The organism is Flavobacteriales bacterium, assembly GCA_016700415.1.
Classification (GTDB): Bacteria; Bacteroidota; Bacteroidia; order Flavobacteriales_F; family PHOS-HE28; genus PHOS-HE28.
This window is the reverse complement of sequence record CP065018.1, coordinates 2,916,647-2,938,292: the sequence shown is the minus strand read 5'-3', so window position 1 is coordinate 2,938,292 and position 21,646 is coordinate 2,916,647. Positions and strand designations below refer to the sequence as shown.

The 21,646-nt window shown below is 60.7% G+C and carries 21 protein-coding genes; 14 read left to right on the top strand and 7 right to left on the bottom strand.

Going from position 1 to position 21,646, the window contains the following annotated elements; translation table 11 throughout:
- The first annotated feature begins 16 nt into the window (after nt 1-16).
- The 6 genes from IPP95_12295 (at nt 17) to IPP95_12270 (ending at nt 7,740) form a co-directional block, all read left to right on the top strand.
- Complete coding sequence (locus IPP95_12295) at nt 17-1,558, top strand: acyl-CoA carboxylase subunit beta (GenBank protein ID QQS74264.1); 1,542 nt, start codon at nt 17-19, stop codon at nt 1,556-1,558.
- A gap of 327 nt (nt 1,559-1,885) precedes the next feature.
- Nucleotides 1,886-3,883, top strand: a complete 1,998-nt coding sequence (locus IPP95_12290) for a tetratricopeptide repeat protein (GenBank protein ID QQS71952.1) — start codon at nt 1,886-1,888, stop codon at nt 3,881-3,883.
- 44 nt (nt 3,884-3,927) lie between these two features.
- A complete protein-coding gene (locus IPP95_12285) occupies nt 3,928-4,578 on the top strand; it encodes a response regulator transcription factor (GenBank protein ID QQS71951.1) in 651 nt (216 codons plus the stop codon).
- A gap of 60 nt (nt 4,579-4,638) precedes the next feature.
- Entirely contained in the window at nt 4,639-5,256 is a 618-nt protein-coding gene (locus IPP95_12280) for a thioredoxin family protein (GenBank protein ID QQS71950.1), read from the top strand.
- 154 nt (nt 5,257-5,410) lie between these two features.
- Nucleotides 5,411-5,806 carry a hypothetical protein gene (locus tag IPP95_12275; protein QQS71949.1) on the top strand — a complete coding sequence of 132 codons (396 nt, stop codon included), beginning with the start codon at nt 5,411-5,413 and terminating at the stop codon, nt 5,804-5,806.
- 17 nt (nt 5,807-5,823) lie between these two features.
- Nucleotides 5,824-7,740 carry a T9SS type A sorting domain-containing protein gene (locus IPP95_12270; GenBank protein QQS71948.1) on the top strand — a complete coding sequence of 639 codons (1,917 nt, stop codon included), beginning with the start codon at nt 5,824-5,826 and terminating at the stop codon, nt 7,738-7,740.
- 134 nt (nt 7,741-7,874) lie between these two features.
- Here the strand turns inward: IPP95_12270 and IPP95_12265 are convergent, their stop codons facing one another.
- On the bottom strand, nt 7,875-8,195 hold the full coding sequence (locus IPP95_12265) for a hypothetical protein (protein ID QQS71947.1): 321 nt from the start codon (nt 8,193-8,195) through the stop codon (nt 7,875-7,877).
- 180 nt (nt 8,196-8,375) lie between these two features.
- Between IPP95_12265 and IPP95_12260 the strand changes: the two genes are divergently transcribed.
- A complete protein-coding gene (locus IPP95_12260; GenBank protein ID QQS71946.1) occupies nt 8,376-8,924 on the top strand; it encodes a transposase in 549 nt (182 codons plus the stop codon).
- Between the two features lie 226 nt (nt 8,925-9,150).
- A complete protein-coding gene (locus tag IPP95_12255; GenBank protein ID QQS71945.1) occupies nt 9,151-9,606 on the top strand; it encodes a hypothetical protein in 456 nt (151 codons plus the stop codon).
- A 296-nt stretch (nt 9,607-9,902) separates the two neighbouring features.
- On the opposite strand, the gene IPP95_12250 is transcribed toward IPP95_12255, so the two are convergent.
- Nucleotides 9,903-10,646, bottom strand: a complete 744-nt coding sequence (locus IPP95_12250) for a transposase (GenBank protein ID QQS71944.1) — start codon at nt 10,644-10,646, stop codon at nt 9,903-9,905.
- Nucleotides 10,647-10,719: 73 nt separating this feature from the next.
- Here IPP95_12250 and purD point away from each other — a divergent pair, with 73 nt between their 5' ends.
- A complete protein-coding gene (gene purD / locus IPP95_12245; GenBank protein QQS71943.1) occupies nt 10,720-12,042 on the top strand; it encodes a phosphoribosylamine--glycine ligase in 1,323 nt (440 codons plus the stop codon).
- On the opposite strand, the gene IPP95_12240 is transcribed toward purD, so the two are convergent.
- Nucleotides 12,035-12,214 carry a hypothetical protein gene (locus IPP95_12240; GenBank protein ID QQS71942.1) on the bottom strand — a complete coding sequence of 60 codons (180 nt, stop codon included), beginning with the start codon at nt 12,212-12,214 and terminating at the stop codon, nt 12,035-12,037. The genes purD and IPP95_12240 overlap by 8 nt on opposite strands.
- A 72-nt stretch (nt 12,215-12,286) precedes the next feature.
- Here IPP95_12240 and IPP95_12235 point away from each other — a divergent pair, with 72 nt between their 5' ends.
- On the top strand, nt 12,287-13,294 hold the full coding sequence (locus IPP95_12235) for a hypothetical protein (protein QQS71941.1): 1,008 nt from the start codon (nt 12,287-12,289) through the stop codon (nt 13,292-13,294).
- 50 nt (nt 13,295-13,344) lie between these two features.
- On the top strand, nt 13,345-14,034 hold the full coding sequence (gene purQ / locus IPP95_12230) for a phosphoribosylformylglycinamidine synthase subunit PurQ (GenBank protein QQS71940.1): 690 nt from the start codon (nt 13,345-13,347) through the stop codon (nt 14,032-14,034).
- Here purQ and IPP95_12225 read toward each other — a convergent pair.
- A complete protein-coding gene (locus tag IPP95_12225) occupies nt 13,999-16,056 on the bottom strand; it encodes a CotH kinase family protein (GenBank protein QQS71939.1) in 2,058 nt (685 codons plus the stop codon). The two genes, purQ and IPP95_12225, sit on opposite strands and share 36 nt — an antisense overlap.
- A 59-nt stretch (nt 16,057-16,115) precedes the next feature.
- Here IPP95_12225 and IPP95_12220 point away from each other — a divergent pair, with 59 nt between their 5' ends.
- Nucleotides 16,116-17,492 (top strand): T9SS type A sorting domain-containing protein, encoded by a 1,377-nt coding sequence (locus IPP95_12220; GenBank protein ID QQS71938.1) that lies wholly within the window; start codon nt 16,116-16,118, stop codon nt 17,490-17,492.
- On the opposite strand, the gene IPP95_12215 is transcribed toward IPP95_12220, so the two are convergent.
- Both IPP95_12215 and IPP95_12210 read right to left on the bottom strand, forming a co-directional pair.
- Nucleotides 17,493-17,642, bottom strand: a complete 150-nt coding sequence (locus IPP95_12215; protein ID QQS74303.1) for a hypothetical protein — start codon at nt 17,640-17,642, stop codon at nt 17,493-17,495.
- Between the two features lie 3 nt (nt 17,643-17,645).
- The gene (locus tag IPP95_12210; GenBank protein QQS71937.1) at nt 17,646-18,551 is read right to left on the bottom strand and encodes a cation transporter; all 906 of its coding nucleotides are present in this window, start codon (nt 18,549-18,551) and stop codon (nt 17,646-17,648) included.
- Nucleotides 18,552-18,686: 135 nt separating this feature from the next.
- Here IPP95_12210 and IPP95_12205 point away from each other — a divergent pair, with 135 nt between their 5' ends.
- A complete protein-coding gene (locus IPP95_12205; GenBank protein ID QQS71936.1) occupies nt 18,687-18,821 on the top strand; it encodes a DNA cytosine methyltransferase in 135 nt (44 codons plus the stop codon).
- Between the two features lie 117 nt (nt 18,822-18,938).
- A complete protein-coding gene (gene tnpA / locus IPP95_12200; protein ID QQS74263.1) occupies nt 18,939-19,385 on the top strand; it encodes an IS200/IS605 family transposase in 447 nt (148 codons plus the stop codon).
- Nucleotides 19,386-19,663: 278 nt separating this feature from the next.
- On the opposite strand, the gene dnaG is transcribed toward tnpA, so the two are convergent.
- The gene (gene dnaG / locus IPP95_12195; protein ID QQS71935.1) at nt 19,664-21,616 is read right to left on the bottom strand and encodes a DNA primase; all 1,953 of its coding nucleotides are present in this window, start codon (nt 21,614-21,616) and stop codon (nt 19,664-19,666) included.
- Nucleotides 21,617-21,646 lie beyond the last annotated feature (30 nt).

Sequence of the window (21,646 nt, the reverse complement as noted above, 5' to 3'; positions counted from 1 at the left end):
AAGAGCCGCCATGGACATGAAAGCCAAGTTCGCCCTGTTGGGGGAGAAGACCGGAGAAGCCTTGCTGGGAGGAGGCACCGAACGCATCGACGCCCAGCACAAAAAGGGCAAACTCACCGCCCGCGAGCGTATCCACCTGCTGCTGGACGAAGGTTCCTTCCAGGAGATCGGCCAATTGGTGACGCACCGCAGCGTCCACTTCGGGCTGGACAAGCAGCACTTCCTCGGCGACGGCGTGATCACCGGCTACGGCACCATTCAAGGGCGTACCGTCTACGTGTTCTCGCAGGATTTTACCGTGCTCGGCGGCTCCTTGGCCGAGGCGCACGCGGAAAAGATCTGCCGCGTCATGGACCTCGCCATGCAGAACGGCTCCCCGGTCATCGGCCTGAACGACAGTGGCGGCGCGCGCATCCAGGAGGGAGTGGTCTCTCTTGGTGGCTATGCGGACATCTTCCACCGCAACGTGATGGCCAGCGGCGTGGTGCCGCAGATCAGCGCCATCCTCGGCCCCTGCGCGGGCGGTGCCGTGTACAGCCCCGCCCTCACGGACTTCGTGCTGATGGTGGAGAGCACCAGCTACATGTTCGTCACCGGCCCCAACGTGGTGAAGACCGTGACGCACGAAACGGTGACCGCCGAGGAACTCGGCGGTGCCAGCACCCACGCCTCCAAGAGCGGCGTGGCGCATTTTACCGCGCCGGACGAAATGGACGCCCTCGACCAGTTGCGCCGCTTGGTGGGCTATATGCCGAACAACTGCGAGGAACGCGCACCCGTGCTGCCGTACGAGCCCGGTGACGAATCACGCCCCGCGCTGAACACCATCCTGCCGGAGAACCCCAACCAGCCCTACGACATCCGGGACGTGCTGAACGCGGTGATCGACCCCGACAGCAGCATGGAAGTGCATGCGGAATATGCGCGTAACATGGTGATCGGCTTTGCCCGCGTGGCCGGTGAGACGGTGGGCTGCGTGGCGAACCAGCCCTCGGTGCTCGCCGGCGTGCTGGACATCGATGCCAGCATCAAGGCCGCCCGCTTCGTGCGATTCTGCGACGCCTTCAACATCCCGTTGCTCGTCTTCGTGGACGTTCCCGGCTTCCTCCCCGGCACCGAACAGGAATGGCGCGGCATCATCGACCATGGCGCCAAGCTGCTGTATGCCTTCAGCGAGGCCACCGTGCCACGCATCACCGTGATCACACGGAAAGCCTACGGCGGCGCGTATGACGTGATGAACAGCAAGCACATCGGCTGTGACATGAACTACGCGTGGCCCGCTGCGGAGATCGCCGTGATGGGCGCGAAAGGTGCCGCCGAGATCATCTTCCGCAACGACATCAAGAAGTCGGCGGACCCGGAGGCCACCCTTGCGGAAAAGGAGGCGGAGTACAAAGAACGTTTCGCCAATCCTTACGAGGCAGCCGCGTTCGGCTTCATCGACGAGGTGATCCAGCCTTCGGAGACCCGCCAAAAGGTGATCGAGGCGTTGCGCATGCTCCGCAACAAGGCCAAGCGGCTTCCCCGGAAGAAGCACGGCAACATCCCGCTGTAAGCAACCACGGAAGGGCTGGGCGGAGCGGGTGCCTGTATTTCAGGTCGTCCGCCCGGTTAGGGCTATCGGGTCTTGAGCGCCCTGCGGGCGCACAAGACCGAGTGTTCTTTACCACGGATGGACACGGATAGGCACGGATCCAAGCTCCATGATCGATGAGCGCATGCGCTATGACCCTATTGTTCTGTTCTGGCCCTCATCCGTGCAGATCCGTGTGTATCCGTGGTTCCTTGAATGCTGTGCGAAGCGCCGAAAGGCGCGAGAAATAAGACCCGATAGCCCTGCCCGCCCGGTTCTTTGTCACGGCGCGGCGGCTATTTTCGCAGCATGCGCCACCCGCTGCCGAGGCATCCTTCCTTCCGCCGCCACCGGCCGCTCCGAGCATTGGTCCGAGTATCCGTGCTGGCAATGGCCTTGGCGCATTGGGGCACCGCACAAGCACAGCCTGCGGCCGCTTCGGTCCCGCAAGTGCTGGCACTGCCGGATGACACGGCCAAGGTGCTGAAGCTCTCCGACCTCTGCTTCGCATACCGCCGAACGGATGCGGACTCGGCCCTGATCCTTGGTAACGCCGCGCTAAGGCTTGCCCAAAAGCTGCAATATCGGCGCGGTGAGGCGCAGGCCTGCAACGACATCGCCATCCTCCATATCGACCGCAGTGACTTTACCGCAGCGGACAGCCTGTTGCGGCGCTCGCTCGGCCTGCGTACCCAGCTCGGCGACTCCGCGGGCATGGCCGCCGTGTACAACAAGCTCGGCATCATCTATCAGGCCCGCTTCATGCTGGAAGAAGCCTTGGAAGAGGACCTCAAAGCCTTGCAGATCTATGAGCGGACCGGACCGCCCGCCCATGAAGCCGCCATCCTGAACAACATCGCCATCCTGCGCTTCAACCTGAATCGACTGCCCGACGCCCTGGCCACGCACCGCCGAGCGGCCGCGATCCGAGCCCGCATCGGCGACGGGGCCGGACTGGCCGCGTCGCATGGCAACATGGCCAACGTGGAGGTACAGCTCGGCGACACCGCAGCGGCCATCGCACACTACGAGGAAGCCATCGCCTACTTCCGCGAACAGGACCAGAAGCCCGAACTGGCCGTGCAGTTGAACAATCTGGCCGGCATCCACCTGGCCCGCGGCCAGCTGGAGGAAGCTGCATCGGGCTATGGCGAAGCCCTCTCGATCCGTACGCAGGCGGGCGAACGCAAAGCCATCGCCTCCTCCCTGATCGGGCTGGGGGGCACCCGCTTGCGGCAGGGACGCTTCGACGAGGCCCGGCGCATGCTGCTGAACGCTCTGGCCATGAGCCGCGCCGTGGACGCCCGCAGCGAGCAGATGCAGGCGCTGCTCGATCTGGCCCGTCTTCACGCCAAGCTCGACCATGGGGACAGCTCCTTCTTCTACCACCAACACTACGCCGCCTTGAAGGACTCGGTCTTCACCGCCGACATGAGCGCGCGGCTGGCACAGGCCGAAACGAAATTCGAGACCGCGAAAAAGGAACGTCGGATCCTGGCCCAACGGGCAGAGATCGCGGAGCTGGAACAACAAGGGGAGCACCGCAGATTGTGGCTCGTCACCGCCGTGGGCGGATCGGCCTTGGTGCTGGTGACCGCGCTGTTGCTGTTCCAAGTACAGCGGCGCCGGGCACGGGCAAAGCATGATGCGGCCCTCATCACCGAGCGCGAGGCCGGGCTGCGCGGTGTGATCAAGGCCACCGAGACCGAGCGCACCCGCATCGCCCGCGAATTGCACGACGGCGTGGGCCAGCAGCTTACCGGCCTCAAGTTCCGCTTGGAGGAACTTGAGGCCAAGGCGGATACGGAACACGGCAGCGGAAGCTCTGCAGTTTCCGAGGCATTGGCCATCGCGGACGATGCGGGCCGCGAAGTGCGCGACATCGCCCATGCCATGATGCCGCGCGCATTGGGCGATCAAGGTCTGGGCCCGGCCACTTCGGACATGCTTGCACGCGTCCTCGCGGGTGCGGGCATCACCCATGAGTTCGATCAGTTCGGCCTGCAGGACCGCTTGCCGGCGGACGTGGAGGTGGGCGTGTACCGCATCGCCCAAGAGCTGGTGCAGAACACCATGAAGCACGCCCAAGCGCGACAAGTGAACCTCCAATTACTGAGGAACAACGGGCATCTCGTCCTGCTCTATGAGGATGACGGCAAGGGCATGGACCTTGGTGCAGGCCACGACGGCATCGGGCTGCGCAACATCCGTGAGCGGGTCCGGGCCCTGCGCGGCATTTTCACCATCGGCAACGGTGAGGTCCGCGGGATCCACGCCACCCTACGGATTCCGCTGGACGCCGGTTGATCGCATCGGCATCCCCATCTTGCGCCCTGATCCGATCACTTGCAATGGAATTGAAGACACCGGTGAGGCTCGTGTTGTGCGACGATCACCGCATCATCACCGACGGGCTGCAGCGACTGCTGCAGGATGCGGCATGGGTGGAATGCGTGGGCACCGCTGCCTCGGGCAAAGAACTGCTCTTCCTGCTGGAACACCTTTCCGCTGACATCATCCTGCTGGACCTCGACATGCCCGGCATGGACGGTGCGGAGGCCATGCAGCAGGTCAAGGACCGGTGGCCCCGGACCAAAGTGATCATCCTCACCATGCACGATGGGCCCAGCATGGTGCGCCGCCTTATGGAGCAAGGTGCCGATGGCTACCTGCTGAAGACCTGCGGGCGGGATGAGCTGTTACGGGCGATACAGGCCGTGCATGAGGGGAACAAGCACTTTTCCGCGGAGATCACCGAATCCTTGCTCAAGCATCGGGCGGAGGTCTCATCACGGGAAGACCGCCTCGGTGCGATCAGCGAACGGGAACGCGAGGTGCTGGCCGCCTTGGCCCAGGGCCTCTCGAACAAGGAGATCGGCGATCGCCTCTTCATCTCACACCGCACCGTGGACACCCACCGCAGCAACCTGATGAAGAAGCTGAACGTGCATAACCTCGCAGGCCTGGTGCGCTTGGCCATGTCAGCAGGCCTCGTTCGATAGGAAGGATCCGCACCGTGAGAAGGAAACGTAACTTTAGGCCAAACCCAACACCCGCACACCATGCTCTTGAAGATCCTCGCCCTCACCGCTTTCACCGGCATAGCGTTCACCGCTACTGATCTGCCCGACCTTACCATCGGCACCGCCGCACCCGCTATGGACGTGAAGTTGAAGGACGTGATCGGCGGTGAGCGCAGCCTGAAGGACATCGCCGGGGAGAACGGCCTGCTGGTGATCTTCAGTTGCAATACCTGTCCCTTCGTCATCGGCAGCGAGGGCAGCGAAGGCTGGCAGGACCGCTATGGCGCCCTGGCCAAAGGATGCGCCGCGAAGAAGATCGGCTTCGCGCTGGTGAACAGCAACGACGCCAAGCGCGACGACGGTGACAGCTACACCGACATGCAGCACCAATACAAAGAGCACAACTATGGTGGTAGCTACCTGCTGGACCAAGGCCATGCGCTGGCCGATGCCTTCGGTGCCCGCACCACGCCCCATGTCTTCCTCTTCGACAAGGACATGAAGCTGGTCTACAAAGGCGCGATCGACGATAACGTGAAAAGTGCCGACGGCGTGAAAGAGCCGTGGCTGCGGAACGCCATCACCGCCGTAGTGGAAGGGCGCGCACCGGAACCGGCCACCACGCGCAACATCGGGTGCAGCGTGAAGCGGGAGTGAAGCCTGCACGGATAGGATTGGAGAAAAGTATTTCGCATTACCCACAAGTCGCCCCGGCTGACCATGCCGGAACGCAAGATCTTGCTGACCGGGAAGAGTTGCGGGAGCGTGGGACCTTGTGTACATCGTGATAATTCACTTGTTTTGTTAGTTCATGGCCAGTAGATATTCGCGTCGATGGTCCGCAGCGGTGCTGAGGATGGCGCTCCTAGTGGTATGCGTCATCACCTTCTCCCCCGCCAGCCATTGTCAGGTGGACCAGATCCAAGCGGTGATCACGGGTATCGTTTCGCCACAACACGCAGCCGAGATCAATGCGGTGTTGGCGGCCCAGCCTAACGTAGTGATGAGCAGGACCGATATGTACACGAAGAACCTGCTGATCCATGCCTTGCCGGAATGCACGCTTGACCTGGGCGCTATAAACACCCTCATCCAGCCATTCGGGGTGAGCGCACACTGCTTCAAGCGCGGACCCCTCGCCCCTAGCGGCCAATTCAAGCATTTGGATCCCCAGGCATGCAACTGCGGCCCTGCGCTGAACCGGTGAACGAACATAGGGTGAAGATGGCAAACCTCCCGACATCCATCCTCCGCCCCCTGTTGTGCGCGATGGCCGTCGGATGCATGATCACAGCGAGTGGGCAGTGTACGAATACCACGGCATACGGCTCCGCCGCCGCCCCCACGAGCACTACCCCGGTCACCATCAGCACTTGCAGTTTCCAGTCGGAATACAGCACCATAACGGGCATCGTCGCGGGAACGTCATACACGGTCACCAGTGACTGCGGAGGCTACATCACCGTGCGACGAGTCACCTACAACGGGACGTTTGTCGCGAACGGTAATTCGCCATTGACCTTCACGGCACCGACGGCCGGCACCTATTACTTGCACTGGAACACCAACGCAGCTTGCGGAACGGCGAGCAACTGTTGCACTACGACGATCGCCTGTACTTCATGCCCCCCTCCTCCAGGACAGTGCACGGCGGTGAGCATCCCGAGCCTGCCCGTGACCGGACAGGCCGTTATCTGTCACGCTTCCGATCTGCTTACGAGCACGAACGTGGGGATCTGCGGCTCGGGCAGTACGCTCTATCTTGGAGGCAACGAAGCCCTGTACTCGGTGACGCCCACCACCACGGACAACTACGTGATCAATTACGCCGGACAGAGCTACAGTTCGATCTGGGTATACAGTGGTGCATGCCCTGCTGCCGGGGGAATGTGCCAGGGGTCGGTAAGTGGTACTGGCACCGCTCAGAGCCTCGTCGTAACAATGACGGCCGGGGTGCAGTATTGGATCATCTTCGATACGTGGCCCACACCTCAGAGCCCCTGCCCGGGTACGTTCAGCATCACCGTTTCCTCGGTACCCCCTCCGGTGACGGCCAGCGATTGCATTCTGGCAGTGCCCGTGTGCACGAACATCGATTTCCAGATCGACCCCAATGGCTTCGGAAACACCAATGAGATCCCTCCGCTCGGCTCCTATGGCAATCCCGACTATGGCATTTTCTCGTTCACGCCACCGTACTACAATCCCTGGGGCACTTATAACGAAGGCTGCTTGCGGAACGAGGAATTGAACAGTACGTGGATGGTGGTGAACGTGCTCACCGGCGGCTCGTTGGCCTTCACTTTCGGAGGCTTGGGCACACAAACAGGCTTCTACGACTGGGCCATGTACCCGTACGATGCCAGTGCGTGCGGTGCCGTTGCGTCCAATGCACTCGCGCCGGTACGCTGCAATTGGAACGGCGTTTCGTTCGGGGGGACCGGCTTGGCAACCACACCTCCCGCCGGGGGGGATCCGAGCAATTTCGAGCCACCCTTGAACGTAGGGGCCAATACACAATGGCTCATCTGCTTCAGCAATTGGAGTTCTGTGACCACTACGGTACCCCTGCAGTTCGGTGGCACTGCCGGGGTGAGTTGTTCTCCGTTGCCCGTGGAGCTCTTATCCTTCGAGGCCAAGGCCATCGACCGGGATGTGGCTTTGGAGTGGGTCACGGCGAGCGAGTTGAACAGTTCGCACTTCGATGTGGAACGCTCCGGCGATACGGGGACCTGGGAAAAAGTGGATGTGGTCGACGCGGCGGGGAACTCACAGATGCCGATCCGCTACGCCACTACGGACCATGCGCCGCTGCCGGGCTTGAGCTATTATCGGCTGCGGACCGTGGACTTGGACGGGAGCTTCAAGTTCTCGCCGGTGGTCCCGGTGCAATTGATCCAGGACGCATTGCTATGCTATCCGAACCCGAGCAATGGAGCGTTCATGGTATCGAGCGTTCCTGATGGCGCCGTGATCGATGTTCGGGATGCGCTGGGCAGGTTGGTCGCAGTGGATGTGCTGCCGGGGGCCACGGGCAATACACAGGTGAAGCTACAGTCCCCGACGCCAGGCGTGTACAGCGTGCGCGTGAGCTACAATGCTGTGGTCGTGACCGGCAAAGTGCTTATCGCCGAGCAATGAACCCTGCTCCTTCAATCGGGGATCGATCACGATCGTGACCGGTACATCATTGCATCGGGGCAGCAGCAGAGAGCCACGTTCACGCTGCGTTTACGATCATAAACGACGGACACACTGCGCCGGTTCAACAAGCACTAGGCACCGTTCCCCTCTCCTCCGCGACGGCGCTTCACGCGCACTAAGACAATGACCATGATCCCTATGATCGCCGCACCGATGTAATAGGGAATGTGGGGCTTCGGTATGGGCCACCACTTCCGGACAGGTGGTCGCTCATCGCCGATCACCTTGCCTGAAAGTGGGTAATGCAGAAGGAGGATGTCATTATCGCCGGCAGCGGTCAACGGCAATACATGCTCCGCAGAGGGGTCATAGTCGACATCCGAACTGCTGTTGATGCCGGTTGTGTATATGTTGTTGGTCGCCAAGGCAACGCTTTCTACGAATTCGTTCAACGAACCCCAAAGCTCCCGCAAGTCTTCCCGGCCCAACGGTAAAGTGAGCCTGTCTGCCGCAGGCATGGCTCCTGACCATACAGGCCGGGGCGACTTGTGGGCATACGCTCAGAAGCCGATAAAGGCACGGAAGCTTCCGGCAGTCTTCAGACTGCCGCACGGAACTACCTTCGGAGCTGCATGAGCCGTAGCTACAAGTTCCACGATCCCGAAGGAACCTACTTCATTTCCTTCGCCACCGTCGAGTGGGTGGACGTGTTCACTCGGCGCGAATACAAGGACATCATTGTGGACAGCCTGAGACATTGCCAGGAGAAGAAAGGCCTGCTGTTGTACGCCTGGGTGATCATGAGCAACCATGTGCATTTGATCGCGGCGGCGGCAGAAGGCCATGCCTTGCCGGACATCCTGCGGGACCTCAAGAAATTCACATCCTCGCAGATCTTAAAGGCCATTGCAGATAACAACCAAGAGAGCCGCAAGGAATGGATGCTGCCGATCTTTGCCAAGGCCGGCGCGGCCAACTCGAACAACATGCATTACCAGTTTTGGCGACAAGACGATCGACCCGTACAGTTGATCTCTGGGGAGGTGATCACGCAGAAGTTGAATTACTTGCACGATAACCCGGCGGTGGAGGGTTATGTGGAACAGGCGGAGGATTACGTTTACAGCTCAGCACCGGCCATTGCAGGAAAGCCGGGTCTGCTTAAATTGGAGCCGTATTAAGGTCTTGGTGTGAAGTCCGAAGACTTCACGGATAAGCATGGATGGAAGCATCGTACAGCACCCACAAGTCGCCCCGGCTATCCATGTTGGAACGCAAGTTTTTGCTGGCCGGGAAGACTTGCGGGAGCGTGGGGCCTGTAAACACTATTTCTCTTAGCCCGCAACAATCAGCTTTACGAGCCGCCCAAGTATCCGAGGCCCAATATCTAAGGGAAACGCTTCGAAGATGACCGGCACCAAAGACATAATCAGGTTATTGGTCGAATATGCAAGAATACAGAAGGAGCTTGTTGATAGGATATTCGCTAATCATGACCACCCATCAGGGCGTGAAAACTTTGTTTCATCTATTCCTAAATCTGGATTTGTGACAACCAATGAGTATTGGGAGTATCACGTTCACGGATCTGGAATAACGTTCAAGCAGCCAAGGAGCGGTGTGGTGGTGGACGCGCACGCTGCGATGGTTGAAGTGCCAAATGGCATAGACTCATGGCGTATCGGGACATATTTAGAATCGTGTGGCATTGATACCGTTTCATACAAGGGCCATCATTATCCTGTTGATTACGCTTCACTGCGAGAGTTATTCACGAGAATGCAAGGCGATAAGATGTTATCCCCGTCCGGTGTTGTGGAGAATGTTTTGCACCCACCCGTCCCGCCATTGAAAAGTGCATAACTCTTGCAGCACTTGGTGGGTAGTTGGGCAGTAGTCACAAGCAAACCCTTGTGCAGGAGAGTAATGCAGAGCGTGAGTTACCCGTGCTACTTCCAAGAGAAACCCGGAATGAACACTTCGAAATTTCGAAGTGGCAGTTTTAAGGAGGTGTGGACCGCATCTTGATCAGTTGTCCGTCATTGGATCGCGGAAGAAAGGACCCGGGATCCGAAACGGATCGCCATCATCCCATCGAAGTTCCGTCGGATCGTATTCCAAGACCCATTCTCCCCCGCTTGAGGTCTGTGGCCCATCCCCTATTGGTTCATGCAACCGCCACAATTCCCTTTCCTATTCTCTTCCAATCGGATCCCCCTCACCTCTTGGACCGGTTTTCGGAAATTGGGTTTCAGCTCCGGGTGTACGTACGCCTCCATCGGGGTCAGGCCTTTGAGCGTGCCATGCGGCCTTACGGAATTATAATCCTGCACGAACTGGATGAGCACCTTCTTTAAGGCGGGGAGTGTGCGCGGGTTGTAATGCCGCAGATATTGCTTGAGGATCTTGTTGATGGCCTCGATGGGGGAGTTGGAAAAGCGAATGTCCCGCTGCGCGATCAACTTGGTGATGAGCGGATCCTTGGTAGCATCCAGGAGTGCCTCAACACAGTCCGCATGGTTTTCACCACCTGCGTCGGCGACAAGGTTGGCGTTCACCTGCCCAGGATGGTATTGGTGAATGGTAGTGATGGCCTGGCGCAGCGCTTCCACCACATTGACGGCGTGCTTGCCGAGTGCGATGTTCCACCCCAAAATGGCTTTTGAGAAGTTATCACTCACCAGCACGATCGCGGCCTTCAGGTCATGGTCCAAACCCCAGAAGGTGGTATCCACATGCAGGTATTCATTAGGGGTCGTGGCCCGGATACCCTGCCTCTTTACCAGCCCTTTAAGTCGCTTGCGCTTTAGGCCGAGCAGCGCGGCGTAGTTGTAGAAGGTGCTGAGGGCCGGGGTTAGGGTGCAGTCCAAACCCAGCGCTCGTGCCGCTTCCCGCTCGGTCACTTCTTGAATTGTTGGAAACTTCATTTCCTTTCCCAGCGGAAGGGTTCTTCCTTTGTGCGAAAGGCACAGGACCATGAACGTATTGTTGATCGGCGGCGGGGGCAGGGAACATGCCTTGGCCTGGAAACTGGCGCAGAGCTCCATGTTGGACGAGCTGTATGTGGCCCCGGGGAACCCCGGCACGGTGCGGCACGGGCGCAATGTGAAGCTGGACCTGAAGGACCAGCGCGCGGTGCGGCAGCTCATCATCGACAAGCGCATCCGCATGGTGGTGGTGGGCCCTGAAGGTCCGCTGGTGGACGGGCTGCACGACCGCATCGCGGCGGACCCGCAGCTCAAGGGCTTAGTGACGGTGATCGGCCCGAAGGCTGCCGGTGCGCAACTGGAGGGAAGCAAGGAATTCGCCAAGGAGTTCATGTTCCGGCACAACATCCCCACGGCGGCGTTCCGCGCCTTCGGTAAGGACCAGTTGGCCGAGGCGATCACACACATCGGCCGCATGGAGGCACCGTACGTGATCAAGGCGGACGGGCTAGCGCAAGGCAAGGGCGTGGTGATCTGCGCGGACCGCAAGGAGGCCGAAGCGACGCTGAACGCGATGCTCGGCGGTGACAGCTTCGGTGCCGCCGCGGAACGCGTGCTGATCGAACAGCACCTCACGGGCGTAGAGGTATCGGCTTTCCTCATCACCGATGGCGAGGCCTTCAAGATGCTTCCCGTGGCCAAGGACTACAAGCGCATCGGCGACGGCGACACCGGGCCGAACACCGGCGGCATGGGCGCGGTCTCACCCGTTCCTTTCGCGGACAAAGAATTCATGGGCAAGGTCAATGACCGCATCGCGGTGCCCACCATCCGCGGCCTGCGCAGCGAGGGTATTCCCTACCAGGGCTTTCTCTTCATCGGGCTGATGAACGTGGGCGGCGAGCCTTACGTGATCGAATACAACGTGCGCCTCGGCGATCCGGAGGCGCAAGCCATTCTGCCGCGCCTGCGCAGCGACCTGATGGACCTCTTCGAGGGCATCGCCACGGGCACCCTGAGCGAACGGCACGTGGACGTGGACGACCGCACGAGCACCACCGTGGTGCTGGCCTCGGAAGGTTATCCGGGAAAGGTGGAAACGGGAAAGCCCATCGTGGGGCTTGAAAGGGTGCAGGCCGCACACATCTTCCAATCCGGCACCGCCATGAAAGGGGATGAATTAGTGACCGCGGGCGGGCGGGTGCTCAGCGTGACGGCCTTCGGCAAGGACACCGAGCATGCCATACTCAACGCCTACGCCAGCGCCTCATTGATCGACTTCGAAGGAAAAACGAACCGCACCGACATCGGTCACGACCTCTTGCGCGCCACGGCGGGCAAGGGCGGCGGGGCCAAGATGGCGATCAAATGAACGCGTCGCGGTCCTTCGCCTTGCGCGAGAGCACCGTCTGTGTCCTCAACCAGAAGGCCATGCCGAAAAGCAGGACGGCAATGAACAGCACCGGGATGGTCCAATTGGCCGCTACGATGAACTCGAACGTCCATTGCAGGAAATGGCCGAGGCCGAAGAAAAAGTTGGTCATGGTATATCACACGTTGAGGAGCGGCAAAGATAACGACCGGGAGCCGCTGCCCGGTCCCCTCCCGGGCCGGCCATGCTGACACGCTTTTTCCGGCAGGACCAGCCTACCGCTTATCTGCCCTTCCCATTACTGATACTTCTGCTTTGGCCCGGCGCCGGCACCACCGGGGGCTGGCCGTTCAAAGCGGCTGCTGGCGTGGCCGACCAAGTGGTGACGGGCATGCCGCTGTATGCACCCGTGCGCTGGTTGATCGAACTGGGGCCTTGGACCGCGTTCGGCGTATGCCTGCTGCTTTTACTGGGCGTTTCCTACAGCCTGAACCGGATGGCGAACGATTCCGAGCTCTTTGAACGCCGCAACCACCTGCCGGTATTGCTCTTTCCCCTTCTCCTGTCCATCTGTCCCTTCGGGCTCGTGCCCGGCCCGGCTTTGCTCGGCTCCTGGGCCTTGATCTGGGCGCTGGCACGCACCTGGACCTCCTTGGGGCGGAAGAACAATTTGTCCGCCTTGTTCGATGCCGGTCTTCTGCTGGGGATCGCCGGGCTTTTCTACCTCCCTTATGCATTCCTCGTGGTGGTGATCTGGGCCACCTTGTCGGTGACACGCCCGGTGAATTGGCGGGAATACGTCCTGCCCCTGATCGGCATGGCGGTGATGCTCTTCCTAGGTTGGGGCGCGGTCCATTTCATCGCTCCGGGAACGTGGCGGCCGGTGGCCTCGATGCATTTCGGCCCGGGCACGCCCGCTGTGCCGGAAGGGCACTGGATGTACCGCGTGATCCTGGTCGTCGTGCTGTTGATACTCGCCGTGAGCGTGCTCATCTCCTTCGCCGCAGTGTACGCACGCAGCGTGATGTGGGAGAAAAACCTCCGTGCCGCCTTCCTGGCGTTCGCCTTCGCCATGGGACTGCTGGCGCTCTTCGCATGGTGGCTGGACCAACGGGTGCCGCCGGTGCTGCTGGCCTTGCCGGCGGCGCTGTTGTTGACCTATCCATTGTTGCAGGCGAAGCGCACGGCCTGGGCGGACGCTGCGGTTTGGAGCCTGATCCTGCTGGCCATCTGGGCGAGGTGGGCGGGCTGAACTACCTTCGCAGCCTCCATGCGGCACGGCCGCGCAAGCAAATTACACCCATGAAATTCGGCGTCGTCACCTTCCCCGGTTCCAATTGTGATGAGGACATGGCCCAAGCCGTGGAATCCTTGACGCAACGCCCCGTGGAGCGCCTCTGGCACAAGGAGCACGATCTGCGCGGTTGCGACATGGTGCTGCTTCCGGGCGGATTTTCCTATGGCGACTATCTGCGCAGCGGCGCGATCGCGCGCTTCTCGCCCATCATGCAGGAGGTCGCCCAGCACGCGAAAAGGGGCGGGCTGGTCTTCGGCGTCTGCAACGGCTTCCAAGTGCTCTGCGAGGCCGGATTGTTGCCCGGCGCACTGCTCCACAACGAAGGCCGCAAGTTCGTGTGCCGCAACACCTGGATCCGCCCGGCGACGTTCAACACGCCATTGACCGCAGGCCTCAAGTCCAAGCCCTTGTTGATCCCCATCGCACATGGTGAAGGCCGCTACCATGCGGACGGTGAAACATTGAAAGCACTGAACGAAGAGGACCGCGTGCTCTTCCACTACTGCGATGCCGAAGGCTGGCTGAAAGAGGAATCCAACCCCAACGGGAGCGTGGAGAACATCGCCGGCGTGTGCAACGAAGGGCGCAACGTCTTCGGCATGATGCCCCATCCGGAGCGCGCGGCGGACGAACGCTTAGGCAACACGGCGGGCAGGCAGCTATTCGAGTCCTTGCTGCAGGCCGCCATGGCGTGATACGCCTACTGGACGGAACATCGCCGTGATGCGCAGGTTCCGTAGTGGCGCCACTACCAACTCTTGCCCCTCGCCTTCCTTACCTTTCCAACCGGCGAATTCCATCCCGGGCATGGCCATAGCGCTGAAGTGGAGCGGCACACCGGCAAATACGGAAAATTCGCACTGCGATACCGTTAGCATCAGGTCCTCCAACTCGACCGTTCCGGCCCCGGCCGGCTCCACGCGCACCGCGATCGAGCGTTGCGCAAGCCCGGTGTAACGCGACAACTGCTCGAAGAGTGCCGTGTTCCTTCCTGCGATGTGCGTGAGCAGGTCGGCGTAGGAGACCTCCGGCGCGGGCTGTACCATTTCGTTCTTCCACCGGGTGTGATCCTGCTCCATGGCATCACGGTAGCGTAGATAGAGAGAATCGGCCAAGAGTTTGGCACGGTCCGCGCTCAAGGTGGTGGCCGCCAATGCGGAAAAGCGTGCCAACAACCGGTCCCGGGTGTTTGGTCCCGTAAGTAACTGCGGCAGGAAAGGGGTCTCCGGAGCGCTCGCACTGCACATACGCAACACGGTCCGGTCGTCCACAGGCGCCCATTGGTCCATGTCGAACATCACCCAGCGCCAGCGTCCGCCACGTGAACGGGGACGCCAGCAGCGCACATTGAGGTCATGGTCCGCACGGCCCGTCCAAAGGTCGAAGCAGGCCATCTCCACCAAGCTCCCCAAGTCCAGGATACGGGCCAGGCTGTCGCTATTTTGGCCGTCCGTGAGGGCCTTTAGCATCCGCAAGTAGTGCTTGTTCCGGCCGCTCACGGCAAGCGCGCCAGGCCCTTCGATGACATCCACGTCCTCCCCGGCGTTCAAGCTGCGCACCCATTCCTTTCCCTTGGCGGGCATCGCGCGGTAAAGGCCATCGTATCGTCCATTGAGGTAGAGCGGTATGGGGAAACTGGGCTGAACATCCACCCATGAGCCGCTCCGTCTGGCCGTTTCCTCCATGAACAGATTTCGCAGGAAGGCATTGGGGGAGCCATCGGCGCGCAAGACCACATCCTTCCACGCCGTTCCGTCCGGCAAGACCAACGGGCCTTCGCCGGAGAACCGGTCCCGCACCATCAATTTGAAATTCCGCTTGGGCAAGCTGCGGGAACCACTGCCAGCGATGGCGATCCCTACGGGCTTGCTGTCCCCCCCTTGCTGCGACCAGGCTTGGCGCTGCCATTCCGGGCCCTTGCGTGCATGATTCCCGGAAAGCACATCGGCAATGCCGAGCGGGCCGACGAGGTCTTTGGGTGCCACCACCAGCGCCCAAGCTGTGTCCGGCAATCCCATGGTGATCACGGCGCAAGGACTTGGCAAAGCATCCGCGGCGAACGACCGCGCATGCACCACGGTACCTCTGGGAAAATGTACAGGGCCATTGTACCGCGTGGAACCCGGACCCGGAAGACTGCCATCCTCGGTGTTGTGAAGGGCGGTGGACGGGTCTTCGGAAGTGATCCGCAACGTGCCGGCATGCTCGCTGATCACAGGCTGCTTCAGCACGCGTGAAACCGCGACGGAGCCGCCATTGGAAAAGCCCGGGGTGGGGTTTCGGAAATAACCCCAAGTGGGAGCCCCGTTCGTCCTCCTTCCGATGGAAACGCCCGGTGGCAATGCGGACCACTGGAACAGATCCAGCACGGTGGAGCCGTTGGGCGCGATCAAGAGCAAGGTGCCGCCGTTGCGGGAAAGCCGCAGGTCAACATGGTCCGCGCCCAGGTCCGAAGCACGGTCACACCAAAGAATACAAACTCCCTTCGGAGCGACAAACAGGTCCGGTTTCAAACGCTGCGTGAGCCCGTTAAGCACGAGCCGGTACCCACCGAGGTCCACGGTCTTGGACCCGGCGTTGTACAGTTCAACCCAATCCCCTGCCGCGCCGCTCCCATCGCTGTTCGGCGACCGGGTACATTGCACTTCATTGATCCGCACTTGCCCTTGGAGCCATGTGGCCAAGAGCAGGAACAGCGTGCAGGTCCAATGGCGCATCGGGGCAAATTAGAGGGTCCTGCCGAATGCTGCTACATTTGGGGTCATAAAATCAGTCCATGCGGCACACCCTGTTCCTTTCCTCCTTCTTCCTCTCGGCCTGCTTTGTTCAGGCCCAGCAGATCACCAATGTGACCATTGCCCCCTCGCCGCTGCATGCTTGCGAGCGGGCCACTTACCATGTGATGGGCACAGGTGCGCCGGGCCTGAGCTTCACATTCGTCCAAACCTCCAACACGGCCAACAGCGTTACTCTGGTCGCCACTGTCAGTGCCGGCAATGGATCCTCTTCCTTCAACCAGCCCATCGGGCCCATCGGGCCGTACAACGAGGGAACCTATGCCTTGACCGTCAGCTTGAAGTTCGGCACTGTGATCACGGACACTTGGACGGGCAACTTTACGGTCCTTCCGGCCGATCCACCCAATGTGGGCAATTATACCGAGATCGCGGTATGCCCGAATGACGCACCCTTCCCACTTCTCTCCCGTCTGGGCGGATCGCCCGACCCCGGAGGTCTGTGGCTCAACCCCGTGCTCCAACCCGTGCCCAACGGCATGTTCGTGCCGGGCACGAGCATCGCGGGGGACTATCAGTACTACTTCGACATTCCCGCGCCGTGCATTGCGGAATACCAATCCCTTTATATCACGTACAACCCCAACACGTCGGCCGGTGTGAACGCCAGCGTTACCCTTTGCACCGCCCCCGGGGCCCCGCCAGTGAACCTGTTCACACAGCTGGGCGGCACCCCGAACCCCGGTGGAACATGGACCGGACCGAATACCACCGGCATCTTCATCCCGGGCACGAGCCAACCGGGTCAATACGTGTACCATGTCACCGGGACCCCGCCTTGTTCCAACCCGTCCGCGACCGTGACCGTGGTCGGTGCTCCTCCGTCCAACCCCGGCGTCGGAAGCCCTGCTGTCTTTTGCTTTGACGAAACGGCCGCCAACCTCAGCAACTACGTCACCGGCGAGGATATAACAGGCATTTGGTATGAACCGAACGGAGCAGGGATCACTTTTTTTGACCAGCCGGTCGATGTCTCCACGTTCGGTGCAGGCGTCTACCGCTACGTGGTCGAAACACCCCCCTGCCCTGCGGACACCGCCTATGTCGCCGTCACCCTGAACGGCCCTCCCTGTACCTTGGGGATCTCCGGCGGATCAAGCACCGGCGACCTCATGCGCCTTGCCCCGAACCCGGCCACGGACAAGGTGGTGGTGGTGATCGAGCGCATGCATCCCGGCAAGGAGCAGTTCATCGAACTTTCCGATGTGAACGGGAAGATCGTGCTGCGTCGGGCATTGAACGGGACCGGCACGTCCGTTCGCGAGGTGCTGGACCTCACCCCCTTGGCCCCTGGCGCCTATACCGTGAAGCTCGTCGGCAGCAAGAGCGTTCCGACGCAGCGGTTGATGGTGCGTTGATCACAGGGCGTTGCGCGTCACCCAGTACCGGTAGGCCACCAAGGCCATGCGGGCCTTGCTCAAGCGCGTAAGGTCGCGGTGCCATTGCTTGGGCAATACTTTCCGGTTGATGGCGGCAAGGATGCGGAATATGCGTTTGCGCAGAGACATCGGTCAGTGGTGTTGCAGGGCGCATTCATCCTGTGGCAGCTCCAGCTCGATCGTGGCGTGATGCACGCCCCTCCCCTTCAGAATCCGTCGGGCCGAGTTCGTCACCGTAGACCGTTCTGTGGCATCGAGGGTGTCCACCTCGAGGTGTACGGTGAGCACGATGTATTCGCCATCGAGCGTCCATGCATGCTGATCGTGGGAGCCCACCACATGAGGCAGGGCGCGCAAAGCTTCGGTGACGGCATTTTCATCGAAGCCCTCCGGCAGTCGTTGCATCAAAATACCCGTGCCCTTGCGCAACGTTCCCACAGCATTGTACAGCACGTACAGGTTGATGGCGATGGAGAGCAGCGGGTCCACGATGCCCAGCCCGGTGAACCGGATGATGATCGCGCCCACCAATACCGCGGCCCAGCCCAGCACGTCCTCCATCAGGTGCAGGAAGGCTCCGCGCTCGTTCAGTGAAGATCCGCCGTGCAGTTTCCACGCCGCGAAGCCGTTCATCGCCAGCCCGAACACGGCCAACAGGATCATCCCGTTGGCATGCGGGGCATGCACATCGTTGATCTTCGAGAGCGTGAAGCCCATGAGCACCAACGCACCGATGGCCAGCACCAGTGAGGTTAGCCAGCCGCCGAGCATGCCGTAGCGACCATAACCGTAGCTGTATTTCCCGTCGCGGCCGCGAACGGCCAGATGGCTCAGGTACCACGCAGCGCCGAGCACCAGCACATCGCCCATGTCGTGGAACGCATCGCTGAGCACGGCCAGGCTGTTGGTCCATAGCCCGCCAGCGATCTCAATGAGCGTGAAGGCCAGGTTGAAGAAGAACGCCAAGCGCAGATTGCTGGCGCCGCTGGCATGACTATGCCCGGCGTGCCCGTGGTCATGCGCGTGTTCGTTGGGCATGGCGCGAAGGTAGATGGCGTGTGATCGCGGCCACTCTTGAATTGTTGATCATTTCTGCGGACAACCCAAAACAACGACGCTCCGGAATGGCTATGTTTAGCTACAACAGTTGACGGATATTTTGCCGATCATCACATGAAAGCCATAGACCTGTTTTCCGGTGCCGGTGGTCTCACCCTCGGATTAAAAAATGCCGGATGGGACGTGGTAGGGGCCATTGAGTTCGACAAGTACGCGTTGGAGAAGGCACTGAAGCGGGTGGCGGCATGAGCATCTGTTGAACACGGGCACAGCAAATAATACCACCGACCCCGGAAGGGGTCACAGAAATTAGTTCATCCCCCACGCACCTTCTACCTTACCTGACCCCAACGGGGTCACAGCGGCATCATGTCCACCTACCTCAGCCTGCATTACCATGTGGTCTTTTCCACTAAAAACCGAGTGCCCTGTCTTGACCGGAAATGGCGAGATCAATTGCACAGCTACATGGGCGGAACGATAAAAGGTCTTGGCGGATTCCCACAGAACACCGGTGGCTGGAACGACCACGTGCATCTGCTCTTTGGGCTTAAAGCCACCCACGTCCTTTCAGATATCGTGAGAGAGTTGAAAAAGGCATCCACCGTCTGGTTGCGCGACGAGGTCGGGCTGCGGAATTTCCACTGGCAGGAAGGCTACGCCGCCTTTACCGTAAGCCATCGGGAGCGGGAGATGATAAGGAGCTACATCGATCGGCAAGAGGAACACCACGGCACACGGACATACAAGGAAGAATTGCTCAGCCTGTTGGCGGACCATGGTGTTGAATACGACCTCAAGTATTTTGTATGAGGCGGAACATATATTCGAATCCGCAGGTTGGCCTGCAACCCGTTGAAGGGTAGGCAACGGCACACATGATCAGCTGATCTCTTTGAACCCTTCGGGGTCTGATCCCATGGACCATTTTGCACTAAAGAAATACATTATCACACGGGACTATGGCTGGCTGCGACCCTTGCAGGGTCGAGACTTGCGCGCACGATCCTAATTTCTGCGACCCCTTCGGGGTCTCCGAACTTTGCCATCTTCCACCGCTAAAAGGCCAAGGTCTTGGCCAGCTTCTGAGCCTAACCCACCACCACACGCCCGGTGACCTTGGCAAAGGCCTTCTTCGCCTCTTGCAGCGCCACAAGCGTGCGCAAGGCCATGTCGATATCCGCCTCGTCAGTGAACTCCTTCAGTTGCTCCTGCTTTTCCTTGAGCATGCGGTCCACACGGCGTTCCTTCAACATGTTCAGGGCCTGATCCACGGCATCCAGCAGTTGGTCCCGTTCATGGGTGACGTGGATCTTGTGCTTGGCCTCCCAGTTGGGGCTGAGCGTGTGCCGCTCGGTGAGCAGGTCGATGCTGAGATTGCGCCACTCCTCCTTATCGTTGGCCACATAGCGGGCGGGCGCCACGGCCTCCCCCATCTTGTGGGCGAAGCTGTAATCGCGGTAGATGGCTTGGAACACGGGTTCATCGAAAGTGATGTCGTCCATGGCCATGGACTGGAACATGAACTCGGCCACGGAAAGCTCCTCGTCGGACGAAGTGCCGTCCTCTTCCTGCATCGGCACCGTTACGCGCTCATGGCCGTAAGCGATCAGCATGCGCAAGAGGTCGCGCTCCTGCGGCGTGGTGCCGAGGTCCTCCACCTGGGGCTGCGGCGCGGCGATGGCCGGATCCACCAATTCCTCGATCGGTGGGGCATCCCCGCCCAGGTGCTTGCGGTAGCCCTTCCGCAGCACCTTGTTCATCTCGCTCACCAGCGCCTGCTCGCCCACGTCGAGCATATTGGAGCACTGCTTGATGTAGAGCGAGCGCAGCACATGGTCCGGCACCAGCGCGATGCTCGCCACCAGCTCGTGGATGGCAGCGGCCTTGCGCACCGGGTCCTCCCCGGCTTCCTTCACCAACAGGTCCGTCTTGAAGACGAGGAAATCCTTGGCGGTCTCTTGGAGGAATGCCGTGATCTCGCTGCTGGAATGCTTGCGGGCGAAGCTGTCCGGGTCGTCGCCCTCGGTGAAGACGACCACCTTCACGTTGAGTCCCTCGGCGATGATGAGGTCGATGCCGCGCAACGAGGCCTTGATCCCTGCGGCGTCGCCATCGTAAAGGATGGTGACCGCCGGCGAATAGCGCTTGATCAGCCGCACCTGGTCCACGGTGAGACTGGTGCCGCTGCTGGCCACCACGTTGGCGATCCCGGCCTGGTGCAGGCTGATCACGTCCGTGTAGCCCTCCACCAACAGGCAGTTCTGCTGCTCCACGATCGCCTTCTTCGCAAAGGAGATCCCGTAGAGCGAGCGGCTCTTCACATAGAGCGTGCTCTCGGGACTGTTGAAGTATTTCGGGAGCTTCTTGTCGCTCTTCAGCGTGCGGGCCCCGAACGCGATGGGCTGGCCCGTGAGGCCGTGGATGGGAAAGGTGACCCGGCCCTGGAAGAAATCCCACGGCGAACCGTTGTCGCGTTGCTTGATCCAGCCCGCCTTCTCCAACAGGTCCGGCGCGAAGCCATGGGCGATGGCCGCTTTGGCGAAAGCATCACCCTTCTCCGGCACATAGCCCAGCTGGAACTCCTTGATCGTATCCTCACGGAAACCGCGTTCCACGAAATAGGCCAGACCGATCTGCTTGCCTTCCTCGGTGTTCCATAGCTGGTCCACGCTCCAGTTCAGCGCCCACTGCTGTACCACGCCGAGGCTTTCACGCTCGCTCTGCTCCAGTTGCTGCTCCTCCGACTGCTCCTCTTCCTCCAGCTCGATCTGGTAGCGCTTTGCCAACCAGCGGATCGCCTCCACGAAGGAGAGATGCTCCTGCTTCTCCAAGAAGGTGATGGCATCGCCGCTTTCCCCACAGCCGAAGCATTTGTAGATGCCGAGCTGCGGACTCACATTGAACGAGGGCGTTTTCTCGTTGTGGAAGGGACAAAGCCCGAGGTACCGCGGCCCCTTGCGCTTCAGGTCCAGGAATTCGCCCAGCACCTCCTCAATGCGGACGGTATCCTTGACCTGCTGGACGGAATGTTGCTTGATCACGGCGTAAGGGGAAGGCCCGAACTTTTCGGG